We start from the raw sequence: 14,739 nt of genomic DNA, 5'->3' as shown, positions 1-14,739 counted from the left end.
CCCTGTCTGCATGACCCTGGTGGTCCCGGACCCGACGCGGACGGTGCCGCTGCCGCTGCGGCAGCAGGCCGACGTCCGGGACCGGTGGCTGACCCAGCGGCTGCTGGACCTGCTGCCGGTGCTCATGGACCGGGCCGGCATCGACCTGTGGCTGGTGGTCGGCCGGGAGAACAACGAGGACCCGGTGCTGGCCACGCTGCTGCCGGCGACCTGGCTGTCGGCCCGGCGCCGGGTGGTGCTGGTGCTGCACCGCAGCGACGACGGCGTGACGCCGGTGGCCGTCTCCCGCTACCCGGTGGGCCAGTTCCTGCCCGGCTGGACCGGCGAGGACGACGGCGACCACGGCGACGAGCAGGCGCAGTGGGCGGCGGTGCGGCGGATCGTCGAGCAGGCCGCCCCGCGCCGCATCGGCATCGACGTCTCCGCCCGCTGCGCCCTGGCCGACGGGCTGTCGGTGACCGACCACGGCCTGCTGACCGAGGCGCTGGGCCCCCACGCGCGGCGGCTGGTGCCGGCCGAGGACCTCGTCGTGGGCTGGCTGGAGACCCGGCTGCCCGAGGAGGTCGCCGCCCTCGACGCGCTCAACGGCCTCACCGACCGCGTCCTGGCCGAGGCGCTGTCCCCCGCCGCGCTCACCCCCGGGACGACGACCGCCGCCGACCTCGCCTGGTGGGTCCACCAGCGGCTGGCCGACCTCGGCGTCCCGCCCTGGTTCCACCCCGGGGTCACCGTCCAGCGCGCCGCGGTGCCGCTGCGGGGCCGGCACGGGGTCGAGCTGCCCGCCGTGCCGCAGGACGCCCCCGTGCTGCCCGGCGACCTGGTGACCTGCGACGCCGGGCTGGTCAGCCTCGGCCTGGCCACCGACCTGCAGCGGACCGTCTACCTGCTGCGGCCGGGTGAGTCCGCGCCGCCGCCGGGGCTGTCCCGCGCGTGGGCGGCCGGCACCCGGGTGCAGGCGCTGACCGCGGCCGCGCTGCGCGCCGGGCGCACCGGCAACGAGGTGCTCGCCGCCGCGCGTGCCGCGGCCTCCGCCGAGGGCCTGGAGGCCGCGGTCTACTCGCACCCGGTCGGCGTCCACGGGCACGGCGCCGGGCCGGCGATCGGCCGGTGGGACGACCAGCACGGCGTTCCTGGCGACGGCGACCGGGTGCTGCACCCCGACACCGTCTACGCCCTCGAGCTCGCCGTGCGGGTGCCGGTCCCCGAGTGGGACGGGCAGTGCGTGCGCCTCGCGCTCGAGGAGGCGGTCGCGCTCACCGGGCGCGGGACCCGCTGGCTCGGCCGCCCGCAGCGCGAGCTCTGGACGCTGCCGGTCTCGGACTCCCGCGCGGTCTAGGACTCCCGCGCCCTGCGGGTCTCCCGGTCACTGGCCTTCCTCACCGCGTCGACGAGCTCGTCCTTGGTCATCGTCGAGCGGCCGGGGACGTCGAGCCGCTTGGCCAGGTCCATCAGGTGGGCCTTGCTGGCGTTGGCGTCGACACCGCCCTTGGTCTCCCGGTCGGTGTCGGCGCCGCCCGCGGCCTGGGCGTCCGACGGCCCCTTGTGGTCCTTCGGCTCCCAGTGGTCGCCGACCTTCTCGTGGGTGTGCTTGACCGCGGCCCACGCCACGCGGTTGGCGCGCTGCTCGTCGCCGTCGTAGCTCTCGACGGCCGAGTCGTGCGTCTTGGCGAACGTGCGCTGCGCCTTCTCGTCGGAGCGCTGCAGCGTGCTGGGGATCTCGTCGGCCTTCGCGTCCCCGCTCCTCGTCGTCTTGGGCATGCGCGGGGCCTACCCAGCCCCGCCTGTCCTCAGGCCACCAGCCACTGGGTCCAGTGCGCGCGCTGGACGTCGGTGAGCGGGCTGGTGGCGTCGGCGGCGTAGTCGAAGTTGACCAGCACCATCTCCGCGCGCAGCGCCACCTCGCCGTCCTGGGTGAGCTCCTGGCGCATGCCGATCGAGCTGCGGCCCAGCCGGGTGATGGTGCTGCTCACCGTCAGGTGCTCCGAGACCCGGTAGTGGACCTGCCGCAGGTAGTCGATCTCCAGCCGGGCCAGGATGATGCCCGCGCCGGGGCCCGGTCCGGCCATGGCCAGCCGGGCGTCCTCGAGCAGCCCGAGCACCCGCGCGTGGTTGACGTGCCCGAAGACGTCGCTGTCGCCCCAGCGCAGCTGCACCGGGTGCTCGTGCACCGCACCCGCGGCAGGACCCGCGCTCAGGGCAGGTCCGCCGTCTCCGCCGACTGCCGGTGGGCGCCCTGGGCGTCGTCGGCGTCGGCGTGGACCGTGCGCTCCTCCGACTCGGCGAGGATCACCTCGGCGGCGACCTCCTCCATGCCGCTGCCCTTCATGGCCGACTCCTCGGGCAGCAGGTCGGCCCGGGTCTCGACGTTGTGCTCGGTGACGTTCGCCAGCGCCTCGGGGCTGGGCTCCTTCATGGTGACCACGCCGACCCCCTCAGAAGCGCTGCTGCTCGGTGCCCAGACCCAGGGCCCGGGCGACGTCCTGCACGTTGTCGAACTGTCGGCCCTCGGGCAGCCGGCGCAGGTCGGACAGCACGCGGTCGGTGGCGTTGTTCTCCTGGGCGCGGGACACCAGCGTGTCCCGGTCGGCCGGCCAGACCTCCTTGCCGAGCACCTCCGCGATCGCGGAGCGGCGGTCGACGTCGGCGGGGCTGGTCCCGGCCGGGGTGCCCTCCTGGTGGGGGTCGGTCATGGCTGCTGCCTCCGTCACTGAGGGGTGGGGGTGGAGTCGTCGGTGTAGCGCAGGATCGCCGCGACCGGGATGTCGCCCGGCATGGCCGCCCGGGGCACGACGACGACGCCCGCGGTGCTCGCCACGGCGGCGGCCAGCAGCGCGTTCTCGGCGGGGACCGAGTGCGCCTCCTGCACGCCGAGGGCGTCCATGTCGGCCTGGTCGACGCCGAGCTCCAGCGGGGAGGCACCCACGAGGAGCTGCTCGTCGTCGGCCGGGTCGGCGAGGACCAGCGTCTCCACCTGGGCCTTGCGCAGCGCCTCGACGACGTTCGCGGTGCCGGTCACGGCCAGCCCGTGCGCCCCGGCGGAGCTGATCTTCTCCACGATGTCGGCCTCGTCGCGCGCCTCGTGCTCGGCGACGAGCTCGGCGGCCTTGCGCTCGACCGGCTCGCGGTCGGCACCGGCGGCCCGGCCGCCCTCGTCCATCGACACGATGAGGTCCGACCACAGCCCGCTGGCGCGGTCGGTGAGGATCTGGCGGGCGCGCATGTCGCCGGCCAGCAGCACGAACCGGGGGTGCAGCCGCCGGACCACCGAGGCGATGTGCTCGGCGACGTCGTCGGCGTTGTGCACCCACTTGTTCTCGGCGTTGTGCTGGTAGCGGTGGTGCGCCCAGCCGCCGCCCTGGAACTTGCGGATCTGGAAGGTGTCGCCCTTGACCGTCTCCTCCTCGTCGGCGTGCCCCGGGAGGGTCGCCACGGTGAGGTCGGCGCCGGTGCGGTCGGTGAGGACGACGACGTGCGAGACCCGGCCCGGCAGCGCGCGCAGCACCGGCAGCAGGTTCGGCTGCGGCGACCACTCGGCGAGCTCCTGGCGGGGCACGTCGGCCAACTGGGAGTCGAACACCACGCTGCCGTCGGAGGCGACGACGACCGCCCGGCCCCTGATGGTCCCGGCCTCGCCGCCGTCGTTGCCCTCGAGCAACCGGCCGCGCACCGCCTCGACGACGGCCTCCGGCGCGCCCTGCTCGCTGAGCTTCTCCGCGACCGCGCGGACCCGGAGCTCGAGCTCGGTGTCGGCGTTCTCGGTGGTGTGCGTGACGTCGGCCGTCACGGTGGCGTAGGGACCTGGGGCCTCGAAGACCGGTGCCAGGAAGGACACGTCCATGCGGTGGGGACCAACTTCCTCGTCGTGCTGTCGGGGACGGCGCCCGCGGCGGGGCGCGCTCTGCTCGCCGCCTACCCACCGACCCGGACGCCACACACCGTGTCGGACCGCGGGGGCAGGGGTAGGCGGTCGGCATGACCGAGCACGACCAGCTGCCGTTGCCCGACTACGACCACCTGCCGGTGGAGGGACTGATCTCGCGCATCCGCACGCTGGACGCCACCGGCCTGCAGACGCTCCTGGACTACGAGCGCGCCCACGCCGACCGGCTCCAGGTCGTCATGGCCATGGAGAACCGGCTGCGGTCGCTGCACGAGGGCGCCCAGCCCTCCGGCGGCGACCCGGCGGCCGCGGCCGCCGACGACCCGGTGCCCGCCGCCGGTGGGTCCAAGGTCTCGGAGGCGACCACCGGCCCGGCGATGAACCCGCCGTCGCAGGGCGACCCGACCAACCCCGCGCAGCCGCGCTCGACCGGCTGACCCCCGCGGTCCCGGAACGGCCGTGCACTTCCGCGGAGTCGCCCCGGGCGACTCCGCGGAAGTACACGGGGGGCGCTCAGCCCCCGCTGAAGGTGGCGGCGATGTCCATCGCCGCGGGCCCGAGCAGCACGATGAACAGCGTCGGCAGGATGCACAGGATCAGCGGGAAGATCACCTTCACCGGGATCTGCATGGCCTTCTCCTCGGCCCGCTGCCGCCGCTTGAGCCGCATCTCGGCGGCCTGGGTGCGCAGCACGTCGGCGATGGAGACGCCGTAGACGTCGGCCTGCACGACCGCGCGGATGAACCGCCGCAGGTCGGCCACCCCGGTGCGCTCGGCCAGCGCGAGGTAGGCCTCGCGGCGGGGCTGGCCCACGCCGATGTCCTGCAGGGTGCGCACCAGCTCCTCGGCCAGCGGCCCCTTGCCGGTGCGCCCCGCCCGGGCGAGCGCCGACTCGAAGCCCAGCCCCGCCTCGACGGCGATGGTCATCTGGTCGAGGGTGTCGGCCAGCTCCAGCTCGATGGCCTGCCGCCGCTCCTGCCCGCGGCTGGTCAGCAGCAGCTCCGGGAGGAACCAGCAGACCGCGGTCACCGTGGTCATCAGCACCGTCAGCAGCGCGCCGGGCCGGGCGCTGACCAGCAGCACGCCGAGCGCGGCGGCGATCGCGGGCAGCACCAGCTTCGCGGTGAGCACGCGCGCCAGCGGCCACTCGGCCGGGCGCCCGGCGGTGCCCAGCAGCCGGTCGACCCGCGCCACGGTGCCGGGCGGGGTGAGCGCGCGCACCAGCCGGCCGGCGGCGCCGCCCCCCAGGGGCACGGCGGGGCCGACGGGGGCGGCGTCCAGGCCGCGGGTGAGGTTGTCGCGGGCCTGCACGGTGGCCGCGTCGGGGCGGGCCAACAGCGCCCAGCCCAGCAGCGGCACGGCGAGGGCCACGGCGAGCGCCGCGGCGAGGACGGGGGCGGGGAGGGCGCTCATCAGAACCGGATGCTCACGGTCTTCTTCAACCAGAACGCGCCGCCGGACAGCAGCAGCGCGCAGACGCCGAGCATGAGGAACCCGGCGGGGGTCTCGGTGAACGTGGACAGGTACTCGGGGTTGGTCAGCGCGATGAAGCCGCTCACCCCGAAGGGCAGCAGCATGAGCACGACCGCCGACAGCTTGCCCTCGGCCGCCAGCGCCTTGACCTGGCGGCGGATGGCGTTGCGCTCGCGGATCGTGCGGCCGACCACGTCGAGCACCTCGGCCAGGTTGCCCCCGACCTCGCGGTGGATGGCGATGGCCTGCGCCACCCAGGTGAAGTCGTCGCTGGCGGTGCGGGCAGCGACCTCGTCGAGGGCGTCGGCGAGGTCGCGGCCCACCCGGGTCTCGTTGACGATCCGGGCGAACTCCTCCGACGTCGGCGCCTCGGCCTCCTGCGACACCGAGTCGATCGCGCGCAGCAGGCTGTGGCCGGCCCGCAGGCTGCTGGCCATCAGCTGCAGCGAGTCGTCGAGCTGGTCGGCGAAGGCCGCCTGCCGCCGTCCGGTCCGCCAGGACAGCAGCAGTCGGGCGCCCAGCGGGGCGGCGACGGCCAGCAGCACCCCGGCGACGACGCCGCCGACCAGCGCGCCGAGCAGCCCGAGGCCGACCGCGGCCAGCCCGGTGCGGACCACGAACACCGGCAGGGTCACGCCCAGCCCGGCCCGCTCGAGGGCCGCCGTCCCGGAGGCCAGCCGGCCGCGCCGGGCGAGCACCCGCTCGACGGCGGCGCCGGCCGCCGCGCCGGCCCCGGCCAGCGCCGACCCCTGCGGGACCAGGGCCGGGTCGAGCCGGTGCAGCGGCACCCGCCGCGGCGCCGGGGGCACGACCGCGACCACCCCGAGCAGCAGCGCGCCGGTGACGGCGAGCAGGCCGGCGGCGAGCAGGGCCGGCGTCACCCGCCCCACCCCCGCTGCCGCGGCGCCTGGGGGACGCCGAAGACCCGCGGGTCGACGGCGATGCCCAGGTCGGCGAACCGCTCGGTGAACCGCGGCCGCACGCCGGTGGACACCGGGCGGCCGAGGAAGCGGCCCGCGGCGTCGACGCCGGCGGAGTAGTCGAAGAGGAAGGCGTCCTGGAGGGTGACCGTCTCCCCCTCCATGCCCTGCACCTCGGTGACGTGGGTGACCCGGCGGGTGCCGTCGCGCATCCGGGTGAGCTGGACGACGAGGTCGACGGCGGAGGCGATCTGCTCGCGGATGGCCCGCAGCGGCAGGTCCATGCCGGCCATGAGCACGAGCGTCTCCAGGCGGGCCACGGCGTCGCGCGGGGAGTTGGCGTGCACCGTCGACAGCGACCCGTCGTGGCCGGTGTTCATCGCCTGCAGCATGTCCAGGCTCTCCCCGCCGCGGCACTCCCCGACCACGATCCGGTCGGGCCGCATCCGCAGCGAGTTGCGCACCAGGTCGCGGATGGTGACCGCGCCCCGCCCCTCGATGTTGGGCGGGCGGGACTCCAGCCGGACGACGTGGTCCTGCTGCAGCTGCAGCTCGACGGCGTCCTCGATGGTGACGATCCGCTCGCCCTCGGGGATGAAGGAGGACAGCACGTTGAGCAGCGTCGTCTTCCCGGTGCCGGTGCCCCCGGAGACGATGACGTTGAGCCGCGCCTCGACGCAGGCCCGCAGCAGCTCGGCCATCTCCGGCGTCAGGGTGCCGAAGCCGATGAGGTCCTCGACGGTGAAGGGGTCCTTGGCGAACTTGCGGATGGTCAGCGTCGAGCCGCTGAAGGCCAGCGGCGGGATGACGGCGTTGACGCGCGACCCGTCGGCCAGGCGGGCGTCGACCAGCGGCGAGGACTCGTCGATGCGCCGTCCCACCCGGGAGACGATGCGGTCGATGACCCGCCGCAGGTGCTCTTCGGAGGCGAACCGGGCGCTGCTGCGGCGCAGCTTGCCGCCCTGCTCGACGTAGATGTTCTCCGGGCCGTTGACCATGATCTCGGTGACCGACGCGTCGTCGAGCAGGCGCTGCAGCGGCCCGTAGCCCAGGACGTCGTCGGCGAGCTCGGCGGTGAGCCGCTGGCGCTCCTCCGGGCTGAGCGGGACCCGCTCCTCGTCGACGACCGCGTCGAGCTCGCCGAGCACGATCGCGCGCAGCTGCTCCTCGCCGAGGCCCGCGTCGCTCATCCGGCTGCCCATGCGCTCGAACAGCGCCTTGCCGACGCGGTCCTTGAGCCGGGCGAGGGCGTCGGTCGCGGGAGCGGGTGCGACCGCGACGCGGGCGGCGGGCGCGGCCGGGCGCGGGGCCGGCGCGGGAGGGACGGCGGCGGTGGCGACCGGCCCGTCGGGGACGCTGTGCCGGCCGCGGGCGGCGTCGAGGCGGGAGGCGAGGTTCACGAGGCGGCCCGGTGCGTCGAGGCGGAGGTCACGACGCCGCCCGGTGCGTGGAGGCGGAGGTCACGACGCCGCCCGGTGCTTGGCCCGGTAGCGGCCGGGCCGGACGATCGGGGTGGCCTGGAAGCGCGACACCAGCCGGCGCAGCTCCTTGACGACCGGCTCGCGACCGCCGTCCTGCAGCAGCGGGATGCCGCGGTTCGTGGAGGCGGGCACCGAGGAGGAGCGCGGCAGGACGACGTCGACGCCGGTCCCGATGGTGGTCTCGACGTCGCGCACCGACAGCCCGCCCTTGGGGTCGGCGAAGTTCATGACCACGTGCCGGCCGGCCGGGATCATGCACAGCTCGCGCAGCACGTCGAGCTCCTTGCGCAGCCCGCGCACCCCGGGCACGTCCATGCTGCTGAGCATCACGACGTCGGTCGCCCGGTCGAGGGCGGCCAGCGTCTGCTCCGACAGCCCGGGGGCGGTGTCGACGACGACGTAGCGGAACTCCCGCGCCAGCGAGGCCAGCAGCTGGCTGACGTCGGCGCCGCTGATGGTGTCGCCCGCGGCCGGGGACTCCGCGCCGCAGACGGCGTAGAGGCCCGACGGGTGCTGGGTGAGGAAGGTCTTGAGCACCATGGTGTCCTGGCTGGCCGGGCCCTGGACGGCGTCGGGCAGCGTGTACTCCGGCGTCAGGCCCAGCGCCGAGGCGACGTCGCCGAACTGGACGTCGAGGTCGACCAGCACCGTCGACTGCGGCGCGGCCGCGGTCAGCCCGATGGCCAGGTTGGTCGACACGGTGGTCTTGCCGACCCCGCCCTTGGGCGAGGCGATGGTGATGACCCGGCCGGTGTAGCGGGCGGTCTCCTCGGACGGGCGCAGCACGCGGCGCCGGCCGGCGGCGGCGGCGCCCGCGCGGTCGATGGCGGCCCGGAGGTCCTCCACCCGGGCGTCGGGCGCCAACAGGTCACGGATGCCGGCGCGCATGGCCTCCTGCCACAGCTCCGGCGTCGCCGCGGCGACGAGGACCACGCTGATGCCGGGGCACTGCACGTCCAGGCGCGCGGCCAGGGACAGCGCCTCGGCCGGGGCGGCCTCCGGCCCCACCACCAGGACGTCGGGGAGCTCGCCGTCCCAGAGCTGCTCGAACAGGCGGGCCGGGTCGCTCGGCAGGCGGCCGGGCGGCAGGACGTGCACGTCGCCGTCGGCGGCGGCGAGGACGCGGCCGCACAGCTCCTGGTCGGCGGCGGCCAGGACGATGCGGCTCACTTCTGCTCCCGGGTGTAGACGTCGGTCTGGGTGAGGACACCGGTGCCCCCGGTGTCGGCGGTGGCCGGCTCGCGCGAGAGCCAGAGGGTGCCGTGCTCGGCGCCGAAGACGACGGTCTCGGCGTCGGAGGCCGGCAGCGCGAGGGTGACCAGCAGGCTCTCGGTGGGGACGGCCTCGCCCTCCTCGGCGGCGGCGGTCTCGGTGTCGCCGGTCGCGGCGGGGACGCCGCCGTCGACCCGGGTGACCAGGACCCGGTGCAGGACGGCGTGGGTGGTCGCGCGGCCGTCCTCGTAGGTCAGCGAGAGGAAGACGCCCACGGTGTCCCCGGCGACCAGCCGGCCGCCCGCGGCGCGCTCCGGGGAGAGCAGCACGGTGACCTCCTCGGCCCCCTCGGGCAGCGGGACGGTGCCGGGGTCGCGCTGGTCGGCAGGGTCGCCGAACCGGGCGGTCAGCAGCTGCTCGCCCGGCTGCAGGTCGACGGTGGCGACCTGGCCGGCGAGCGCGGCCAGGTCGGTGACCCGGCCCTCGGTGGCGGCCTTGGCCGGCAGCAGCTCGGTGCGCACCAGGTCCTCGAGCTCGTCGGCGGGGGTGCCCTCGGGGACCGGCTGGTCCACGACGAGGACCTCCACGGTCTCCACGCCGGCGAGGGCGCGGGCGTCGGCCCCGCGGACGTAGGCCACCAGGACCAGCGTGCCCACGAGGGCGAGCAGGAGTGCCGCCAGGGCGGCGAGCAGTCGTCTCACGGGGCACCTACCGGATCAGGCGGAGGACGGCCGACCCGAGGTCGGGCGCGTCGGGGTCGAGGGAGAAGGCGTCGGAGAGCTCGACGAAGCGGGTGAAGTAGCCGGTGATGCAGCGGTCGTTGCCGTGGCACGGCGCCGGGCTGGTGCTGAACTGGCCGCCGAGGTGGTAGCCGGTGATCCGGAACGCCGCGTAGCCGTAGACGTGGTACCAGGCGTTGCTGCCGGTGCTGCCGTACTCGTCGAAGATCGGCAGCAGCACGGTGGACCCCAGCCAGCGGGTGAGGTCGGCCGGCTGGCAGTCGGCCGGCGGGGTGTTGCCGGTCGACGACGTCGAGCGGCCGTTGACCGCGCTGGTGGCCCGGCAGTGGCCGGGGTCGTTGACCAGGTAGCCGAACCCGCCCGGGACGGTGTTGCGCGACGGGCCGGTGCAGTCGGTCGTGCCGGAGGTCTTGGTCAGCCGGATGGTGCGCACGGTGGTGCCCGAGGGCATCCCCCCGGCGGTCTGCTGGGAGAACTCGCACCAGGAGAAGGTCAGCGGCAGCACCGCCGTCCCCCCACCCGGGGCGCCCCACGCGACGGTCGCCGAGGCGGAGACCGCGGTGGCGTCGATGCCGAGGACCGGGGCGAACCAGTGCTCGGTCGGCTGGCGGCCGGTCACGGTGACCCGCGTCGGGCCGCTGGCGAGGAGGGGCCGGTCGGCGTCGGCGGTGCCGGCGTTGGCCGCCACCATCGTGTCGGCGGTGGCCTGCACGTCCCCGCACGCCCCGCGGGCGCAGTCCTGGGCGACGGCGAGCGCGGCGGCGTCGGCGGCCACCTGGAGGCGGGCCCGCTCGGCGTAGACCGCGCCGACGTCGACCGCGATCGCGGCGAAGCCGAGCATCGGGACCAGGAGCAGGGAGAGCAGGACGGCGCTGGCGCCGTGCTCCTCACCGAGCCGGGGGCGCAGCCGGCGGGTCAGCCACCGCACCGCATGACCCCCGTCCCGGTCAGGTCCACCGTCGACCCGAAGAGGCCGGTGAGGAAGGGCATGTCGTAGTCGATCCGCAGCCGCACCAGCGTCGAGCCGGTGGTGGTCGGGCAGCGGGCCGGGGTGATCACGATCTGCGCGTCGGTCAGCGCCGGGTCGAGCGAGGCGGCCGTCGACCGGACGGCGGCGCGCGCGGCGGCCGGGTCGTTCTGCAGCGCCATCATCCGCACGCCCTCGCGGGCGGCGGCCGACAGCGTGCCCTGGACCTGGAAGCCGCGGCCGAACTCGACGATGCCGAACACGAGGAGGACCAGCAGCGGGACGATCAGCGCGAACTCCACCGCGCTGGCCCCGCGCTCGTCGCGCAGCGTCCTCATCTGGTTCCTCCTCCCTGGTGCGGTGCGGCGCAGCGGCCCCGCTGGACGGGGCCGCTGCGCCGGGCAGCGGACGTGTCGGTGCGCGGGACGGTCAGGCGCCGCCGAGGGCCCCGATGACCGTCTGGAACATCTCGGCGAGCTGGCCGCCGAGGGTCGCGACGAGGCCGACGATGACGGCCGCGATCAGGCCGACCATCAGGCCGTACTCGACGGCGGTGGCGCCCTTCTCCTCGCGGAGCCGGTCCTTGGCGAACGAGGCGAGGGTGACGAGGGTGGCGAAGACGTTCTGCACGGGTACTCCCTGGAGGTGGAGCCGGCCGGTACGGGTCGGCTGACCCGTCCTCGCGGCTGTGCAGAACGGATCGCCACGACGGCTCGCCGACTTGAGGGCCGTCCACCCCATCGGAGGAGGGCGGCCACCGGATCCACCTACTGCGGTGCAGCCACGGTCACCCCGCGTGACCGGTTCAACGGCCTGGACGGGCCGGCGTGTCAGACCGGGCCGGCGCTCCAGGCGGCGGTGAGCAGTGCGCCGAGCAGCAGCGCGGGGCCGAACGGGAGCTCGCTGCGCAGCCCGACCCGGCGCCCGGCCAGCAGCACGAGGGCCACCGCGGCCTGGACGACGAACCCGGCCAGGACCCCCAGCAGCAGCGCCGGCCACCCCAGCCAGCCCAGGTGCAGCCCGAGCAGCGCGCCGAGCTTGACGTCGCCCATCCCCAGCCGGCCCGGCGCCGCGAGGCCCAGCGCCAGCAGGGCCGTGAACAGCACCACCGAACCGAGGGCGGCGCGTCCCAGGTCCGGCCAGGCGCCGGTGACGGCGGCCGCGACGGTGAGCAGGACCGCGGAGCCGGCGAGGGCGGGCAGCAGCACCCGGTCGGGCAGCAGCCGCTCGCGCAGGTCGATCACGCCGAGCAGGACGCCCGCGGCGGCGAACCACAGCCACGCGGCGAGCTCCACCCCGGCACCGAAGCGCAGCGCCACGAGGACGAACAGCACCGCCGTCGCGACCGGGAGCAGCCCCGCCGGGGCCGCTCCCCCGGCGCCCGGCCCGCCGCCGAGCACGCCACCGACGGTCGCCGGGCGGGGCCACGGGAAACGGGCCGCCGCGCGGTCGACCAGCGCACCGACGACGGCACCGAGGACGGCGGCCGCGGTCAGCACCGCGCCGGTCACCGGACGGTCCGGGGGCGGGCGGCGGGCACGGTCAGCACGGTGGCACAGCGCCGGGCCGGTACCCGGACGCCCGCCCGCGGCGTCGTCCCGCCCGTCCCGCGCGGCGCAGCCGCCCCAGCCCGCCGGCCGCGGACCGTCGCACCCCTCGGGCATCCTGCGGGCGTGCCCTTCGACGCGACGCTCGTCCGCTGGACCGGCCCGGGCGGCTGGGTGTTCGCCCCGGTGCCCGGCGAGCACGCGCCCGAGGTCGCGGGGCCGTTCGGCCGGGTCCCGGTGACCGCGACCGTCGACGGGCACACGTGGGCCACCAGCGTGTGGCGCGACCGGGAGGCCGGCTGGCTGCTGCCGGTGCCGGCCCGGGTCCGCCGCGGCAAGGACGACGGCGATCCGGTGGTCGTCGAGGTCGCCGTCGACGCCGGCCGGCTGTGAGCGGCGCGGGGGCAGGCACACCGTCCGTCCGCTCGGCTCCCGGGGGCGGGAGGATCCGGCCGTGGACGACTGGGACGACTCGGTGTCGATGCGGCTGGCCGGCCTGGCCCTCGACCGGGGACGGCTGACCGACGACCTGGTGACGGCGCTGGCGGTGCGCGGGGCGCTGCTCGTCGACCTCGCGCTGCGCGGACGCGTCGTCGACACCGACGACGCCGTCGAGGTCGACGACGACCCGACCGGCTTCGCACCCGCTGACCGGCTGCTCGCCGGCTGGGCCCCGACACTGACCGAGGTGCTCCGGCACGGCGAGGTCGACCAGGAGGACCTCGCCGCCGAGCACCTGCGGCGGGGCTCGTGGACGGTCCGCCGCCGGTGGCCGCGGCGCTACGACGACCACCGCGCCGCCCGGACGGCGGACGACGAGCGGGCGCTGGAGACGCCCGACCGCGGATGGACGCCGGCCGACGCGGCGCTCGCCTGCACCGCGAGCGCCCTCGGCCTGCTCGGCACCCCGCGGGAGCTGCCGGACGAGGACCTGCTCGCTCGGACCGGTCCGGTGCGCTGGGTGGTGGAGCTGGTGGTCGAGGAGGTCGACCGCGCCGTCGTCCGGGGCCAGGCGTGGCGGGGTGCGGTGACCTTCGCGGACGGCACGCCCGGCTGACGGGCGGCCGCCGGGTCAGCCCCCGACGCCGGCGAGGAAGGGGTCGACCGCGGCGCGGAACGCGGCGGGTTGCTCGACCCAGGGGAAGTGGCCGCAGTCCTCGACCACCACGCTGCGCCCGTGCGGGAAGACGCCGGCGACCGCCTGCACCGGCGCCAGGCCGGTGACGGCGTCCTGGGCGCCGGCGACCACCAGGACCGGCGCCTCCACGGCACGCAGCCGGTCGATGAGGTTGGGCGGTCCGCGGCCGCCGTCGCCTCGGCGAAGGCGGCGTCGTCGCGCGCCGCGGCGATCACGGGGGCGTCGGAGGGGACGTCGACCAGGTACTCCGCCGGCGGGCTGACCAGCACGAGGCCGGCCAGCCGATCGGGGTGGGCCGCGGCGTACGCGACGGCCAGCCGTGTGCCCGCCGAGTGGGCCAGCACCGTGGACCGGGCCAGGCCGAGGTGCGCGCGCAGCCGGTCGACGTCGTCGACCTGCGCCCAGCGCGACCCCGCCCCGGTCAGGTCAGCGGCCGCCGAGCCGCCCACCCCGCGCAGGTGCGGGACCACCAGGCGGTGGCGGTCCGGCAGTCCCGCCAGGTCGCCGAGGTAGGAGGGATGGGCCGCCGCACCGCCGGCGAACACCAGGACCGGCGGCCCGTCGCCGAGCACGTCGTAGGACAGGACGGCGCCGTCGCGCGCCGGGAAGGTCGGCATCAGCAGCGCACGCCAGCCGCAGCCGGCGGGACCGCACCTCCTCCGGCGCGACGTCGTGCTCTGCCCACACAGGCGGGGCAGAGCACGACCGTCAGCGGGAGGGGACCAGGTCCCGCCCCGTACGGACGACGCCCCGCTCGTCGCAGGCCTGCTCGTAGCACTCGTGCAGCAGGACCAGCCGGCCGAGCAGCCGCTCGACCCAGGCCGCCGACGTGTTGACCGCCACGGGCTCGAGCATCAGCGCCCAGAACAGCCGGTCGAGGTCACGCCCGGCGTCGTACTCGCGCCACGTGGCCGCGGGCAGGTCGAGGCCGAGCGCGGCGGTGAACCGGCGCGCGACCGCCTCGCGCAGCGCGCCGACCGCCGCCGCGTAGCCCGGCAGGGCGCGCAGGTCCCAGGCCCGGCCGCGCCGTCCCCGCCGGGGTACCAGGACCGGCTCGGGCACCGCCAGGCCGATGGCCCGGCCGAGCAGCGGCACCAGGCGCTGCCGGTCGGCCGGGGACAGGGTGTCGTTGGCGTGCCGCAGGACGGCGGCCAGCTCACCGTCGACGCACGCCGGGTCGTCGCTGAACGGCTCACCCGCCAGCAGCGCGGTGTACTCCAGGAAGCAGGCGCCGTGCACGGGGCTGCGGTGGCGGCCCCGGCCGAGGACCGGCATCCCCTCGAGTGGCTGGGACATGGTCGACCGCCTCCCCGCCGGACCAGCGGGGACGACGCCGTCCCACCCCGGCCGTCCGAGCGTAGGGGCGGACGGCCCCGTCATC

At 76.2% G+C, this 14,739-nt stretch carries 20 protein-coding genes and 1 pseudogene; 4 read left to right on the top strand and 17 right to left on the bottom strand.

Going from position 1 to position 14,739, the window contains the following annotated elements:
- The first annotated feature begins 10 nt into the window (after positions 1-10).
- Positions 11-1,336 carry a M24 family metallopeptidase gene (locus LY71_RS17320; protein WP_106279911.1) on the top strand — a complete coding sequence of 442 codons (1,326 nt, stop codon included), beginning with the start codon at positions 11-13 and terminating at the stop codon, positions 1,334-1,336.
- On the opposite strand, the gene LY71_RS17315 is transcribed toward LY71_RS17320, so the two are convergent.
- The 5 genes from LY71_RS17315 to LY71_RS17295 are packed head-to-tail and all read right to left on the bottom strand — an operon-like array spanning position 1,333 to position 3,838.
- Positions 1,333-1,758 (bottom strand): ChaB family protein, encoded by a 426-nt coding sequence (locus tag LY71_RS17315; protein ID WP_106279908.1) that lies wholly within the window; start codon positions 1,756-1,758, stop codon positions 1,333-1,335. The two genes, LY71_RS17320 and LY71_RS17315, sit on opposite strands and share 4 nt — an antisense overlap.
- A gap of 29 nt (positions 1,759-1,787) precedes the next feature.
- Positions 1,788-2,168, bottom strand: a complete 381-nt coding sequence (locus LY71_RS17310) for an acyl-CoA thioesterase (RefSeq protein WP_245887982.1) — start codon at positions 2,166-2,168, stop codon at positions 1,788-1,790.
- A 23-nt stretch (positions 2,169-2,191) separates the two neighbouring features.
- Complete coding sequence (locus LY71_RS17305; RefSeq protein WP_245887996.1) at positions 2,192-2,413, bottom strand: hypothetical protein; 222 nt, start codon at positions 2,411-2,413, stop codon at positions 2,192-2,194.
- A 19-nt stretch (positions 2,414-2,432) separates the two neighbouring features.
- The gene (locus LY71_RS17300; protein ID WP_106279902.1) at positions 2,433-2,690 is read right to left on the bottom strand and encodes a DUF2795 domain-containing protein; all 258 of its coding nucleotides are present in this window, start codon (positions 2,688-2,690) and stop codon (positions 2,433-2,435) included.
- Positions 2,691-2,704: 14 nt separating this feature from the next.
- Complete coding sequence (locus tag LY71_RS17295) at positions 2,705-3,838, bottom strand: baeRF2 domain-containing protein (RefSeq protein WP_106279900.1); 1,134 nt, start codon at positions 3,836-3,838, stop codon at positions 2,705-2,707.
- A gap of 134 nt (positions 3,839-3,972) precedes the next feature.
- On the opposite strand from LY71_RS17295, the gene LY71_RS17290 reads away from it, so the two are divergent.
- The gene (locus LY71_RS17290) at positions 3,973-4,317 is read left to right on the top strand and encodes a DUF8129 domain-containing protein (protein WP_106279898.1); all 345 of its coding nucleotides are present in this window, start codon (positions 3,973-3,975) and stop codon (positions 4,315-4,317) included.
- A 76-nt stretch (positions 4,318-4,393) separates the two neighbouring features.
- On the opposite strand, the gene LY71_RS17285 is transcribed toward LY71_RS17290, so the two are convergent.
- The 9 genes from LY71_RS17285 to LY71_RS17245 form a co-directional block, all read right to left on the bottom strand.
- Positions 4,394-5,293 carry a type II secretion system F family protein gene (locus LY71_RS17285; RefSeq protein WP_106279896.1) on the bottom strand — a complete coding sequence of 300 codons (900 nt, stop codon included), beginning with the start codon at positions 5,291-5,293 and terminating at the stop codon, positions 4,394-4,396.
- Positions 5,293-6,234: a type II secretion system F family protein gene (locus LY71_RS17280; RefSeq protein ID WP_106279894.1), complete on the bottom strand. Its 942-nt coding sequence runs from the start codon at positions 6,232-6,234 to the stop codon at positions 5,293-5,295. The genes LY71_RS17285 and LY71_RS17280 overlap by 1 nt, the downstream gene beginning before the upstream one ends.
- A complete protein-coding gene (locus LY71_RS17275; RefSeq protein ID WP_106279892.1) occupies positions 6,231-7,673 on the bottom strand; it encodes a TadA family conjugal transfer-associated ATPase in 1,443 nt (480 codons plus the stop codon). Before LY71_RS17275 ends, LY71_RS17280 begins: the two co-directional genes overlap by 4 nt.
- Before the next feature lie 60 nt (positions 7,674-7,733).
- The gene (locus LY71_RS17270; protein ID WP_106279890.1) at positions 7,734-8,924 is read right to left on the bottom strand and encodes a CpaE/TadZ family protein; all 1,191 of its coding nucleotides are present in this window, start codon (positions 8,922-8,924) and stop codon (positions 7,734-7,736) included.
- Positions 8,921-9,667, bottom strand: a complete 747-nt coding sequence (cpaB, locus tag LY71_RS17265; protein WP_106279888.1) for a Flp pilus assembly protein CpaB — start codon at positions 9,665-9,667, stop codon at positions 8,921-8,923. Before cpaB ends, LY71_RS17270 begins: the two co-directional genes overlap by 4 nt.
- 7 nt (positions 9,668-9,674) lie before the next feature.
- A complete protein-coding gene (locus LY71_RS17260; protein ID WP_245887981.1) occupies positions 9,675-10,634 on the bottom strand; it encodes a pilus assembly protein TadG-related protein in 960 nt (319 codons plus the stop codon).
- Positions 10,622-11,011, bottom strand: a complete 390-nt coding sequence (locus LY71_RS17255; protein WP_106279886.1) for a TadE/TadG family type IV pilus assembly protein — start codon at positions 11,009-11,011, stop codon at positions 10,622-10,624. Before LY71_RS17255 ends, LY71_RS17260 begins: the two co-directional genes overlap by 13 nt.
- Before the next feature lie 91 nt (positions 11,012-11,102).
- Complete coding sequence (locus LY71_RS17250) at positions 11,103-11,303, bottom strand: Flp family type IVb pilin (RefSeq protein WP_106279884.1); 201 nt, start codon at positions 11,301-11,303, stop codon at positions 11,103-11,105.
- A gap of 200 nt (positions 11,304-11,503) precedes the next feature.
- The gene (locus tag LY71_RS17245) at positions 11,504-12,184 is read right to left on the bottom strand and encodes a prepilin peptidase (RefSeq protein ID WP_245887979.1); all 681 of its coding nucleotides are present in this window, start codon (positions 12,182-12,184) and stop codon (positions 11,504-11,506) included.
- 162 nt (positions 12,185-12,346) lie between these two features.
- Between LY71_RS17245 and LY71_RS17240 the strand changes: the two genes are divergently transcribed.
- Both LY71_RS17240 and LY71_RS17235 read left to right on the top strand, forming a co-directional pair.
- The gene (locus LY71_RS17240; RefSeq protein WP_106279880.1) at positions 12,347-12,613 is read left to right on the top strand and encodes a DUF1905 domain-containing protein; all 267 of its coding nucleotides are present in this window, start codon (positions 12,347-12,349) and stop codon (positions 12,611-12,613) included.
- Positions 12,614-12,674: 61 nt separating this feature from the next.
- Positions 12,675-13,277, top strand: a complete 603-nt coding sequence (locus tag LY71_RS17235; protein WP_106279878.1) for a GPP34 family phosphoprotein — start codon at positions 12,675-12,677, stop codon at positions 13,275-13,277.
- Positions 13,278-13,292: 15 nt separating this feature from the next.
- On the opposite strand, the gene LY71_RS24740 is transcribed toward LY71_RS17235, so the two are convergent.
- The 3 genes and pseudogenes from LY71_RS24740 to LY71_RS17225 form a co-directional block, all read right to left on the bottom strand.
- The gene (locus tag LY71_RS24740; RefSeq protein WP_425433031.1) at positions 13,293-13,487 is read right to left on the bottom strand and encodes an alpha/beta fold hydrolase; all 195 of its coding nucleotides are present in this window, start codon (positions 13,485-13,487) and stop codon (positions 13,293-13,295) included.
- Positions 13,488-13,555: 68 nt separating this feature from the next.
- Positions 13,556-13,975, bottom strand: a pseudogene (locus tag LY71_RS24735) (alpha/beta fold hydrolase); the annotation flags it as partial.
- A 91-nt stretch (positions 13,976-14,066) separates the two neighbouring features.
- Complete coding sequence (locus LY71_RS17225; protein WP_146146170.1) at positions 14,067-14,654, bottom strand: hypothetical protein; 588 nt, start codon at positions 14,652-14,654, stop codon at positions 14,067-14,069.
- Between the last annotated feature and the right edge of the window lie 85 nt (positions 14,655-14,739).

This window comes from Geodermatophilus tzadiensis, from assembly GCF_003002915.1.
Lineage (GTDB): Bacteria > Actinomycetota > Actinomycetes > Mycobacteriales > Geodermatophilaceae > Geodermatophilus > Geodermatophilus tzadiensis.
This window is presented reverse-complemented; position numbering and strand designations above follow the sequence as displayed.

Bases quoted from the DNA above. Each gene is read 5' to 3' on its own strand.
- LY71_RS17320 (WP_106279911.1), top strand. From the start codon at position 11: ATGACCCTGGTGGTCCCGGACCCGACGCGGACGGTGCCGCTGCCGCTG.
- LY71_RS17315 (WP_106279908.1), bottom strand. From the start codon at position 1,758: ATGCCCAAGACGACGAGGAGCGGGGACGCGAAGGCCGACGAGATCCCC.
- LY71_RS17305 (WP_245887996.1), bottom strand. From the start codon at position 2,413: ATGAAGGAGCCCAGCCCCGAGGCGCTGGCGAACGTCACCGAGCACAAC.
- LY71_RS17300 (WP_106279902.1), bottom strand. From the start codon at position 2,690: ATGACCGACCCCCACCAGGAGGGCACCCCGGCCGGGACCAGCCCCGCC.
- LY71_RS17295 (WP_106279900.1), bottom strand. From the start codon at position 3,838: ATGGACGTGTCCTTCCTGGCACCGGTCTTCGAGGCCCCAGGTCCCTAC.
- LY71_RS17290 (WP_106279898.1), top strand. From the start codon at position 3,973: ATGACCGAGCACGACCAGCTGCCGTTGCCCGACTACGACCACCTGCCG.
- LY71_RS17285 (WP_106279896.1), bottom strand. From the start codon at position 5,293: ATGAGCGCCCTCCCCGCCCCCGTCCTCGCCGCGGCGCTCGCCGTGGCC.
- LY71_RS17255 (WP_106279886.1), bottom strand. From the start codon at position 11,011: ATGAGGACGCTGCGCGACGAGCGCGGGGCCAGCGCGGTGGAGTTCGCG.
- LY71_RS17225 (WP_146146170.1), bottom strand. From the start codon at position 14,654: ATGTCCCAGCCACTCGAGGGGATGCCGGTCCTCGGCCGGGGCCGCCAC.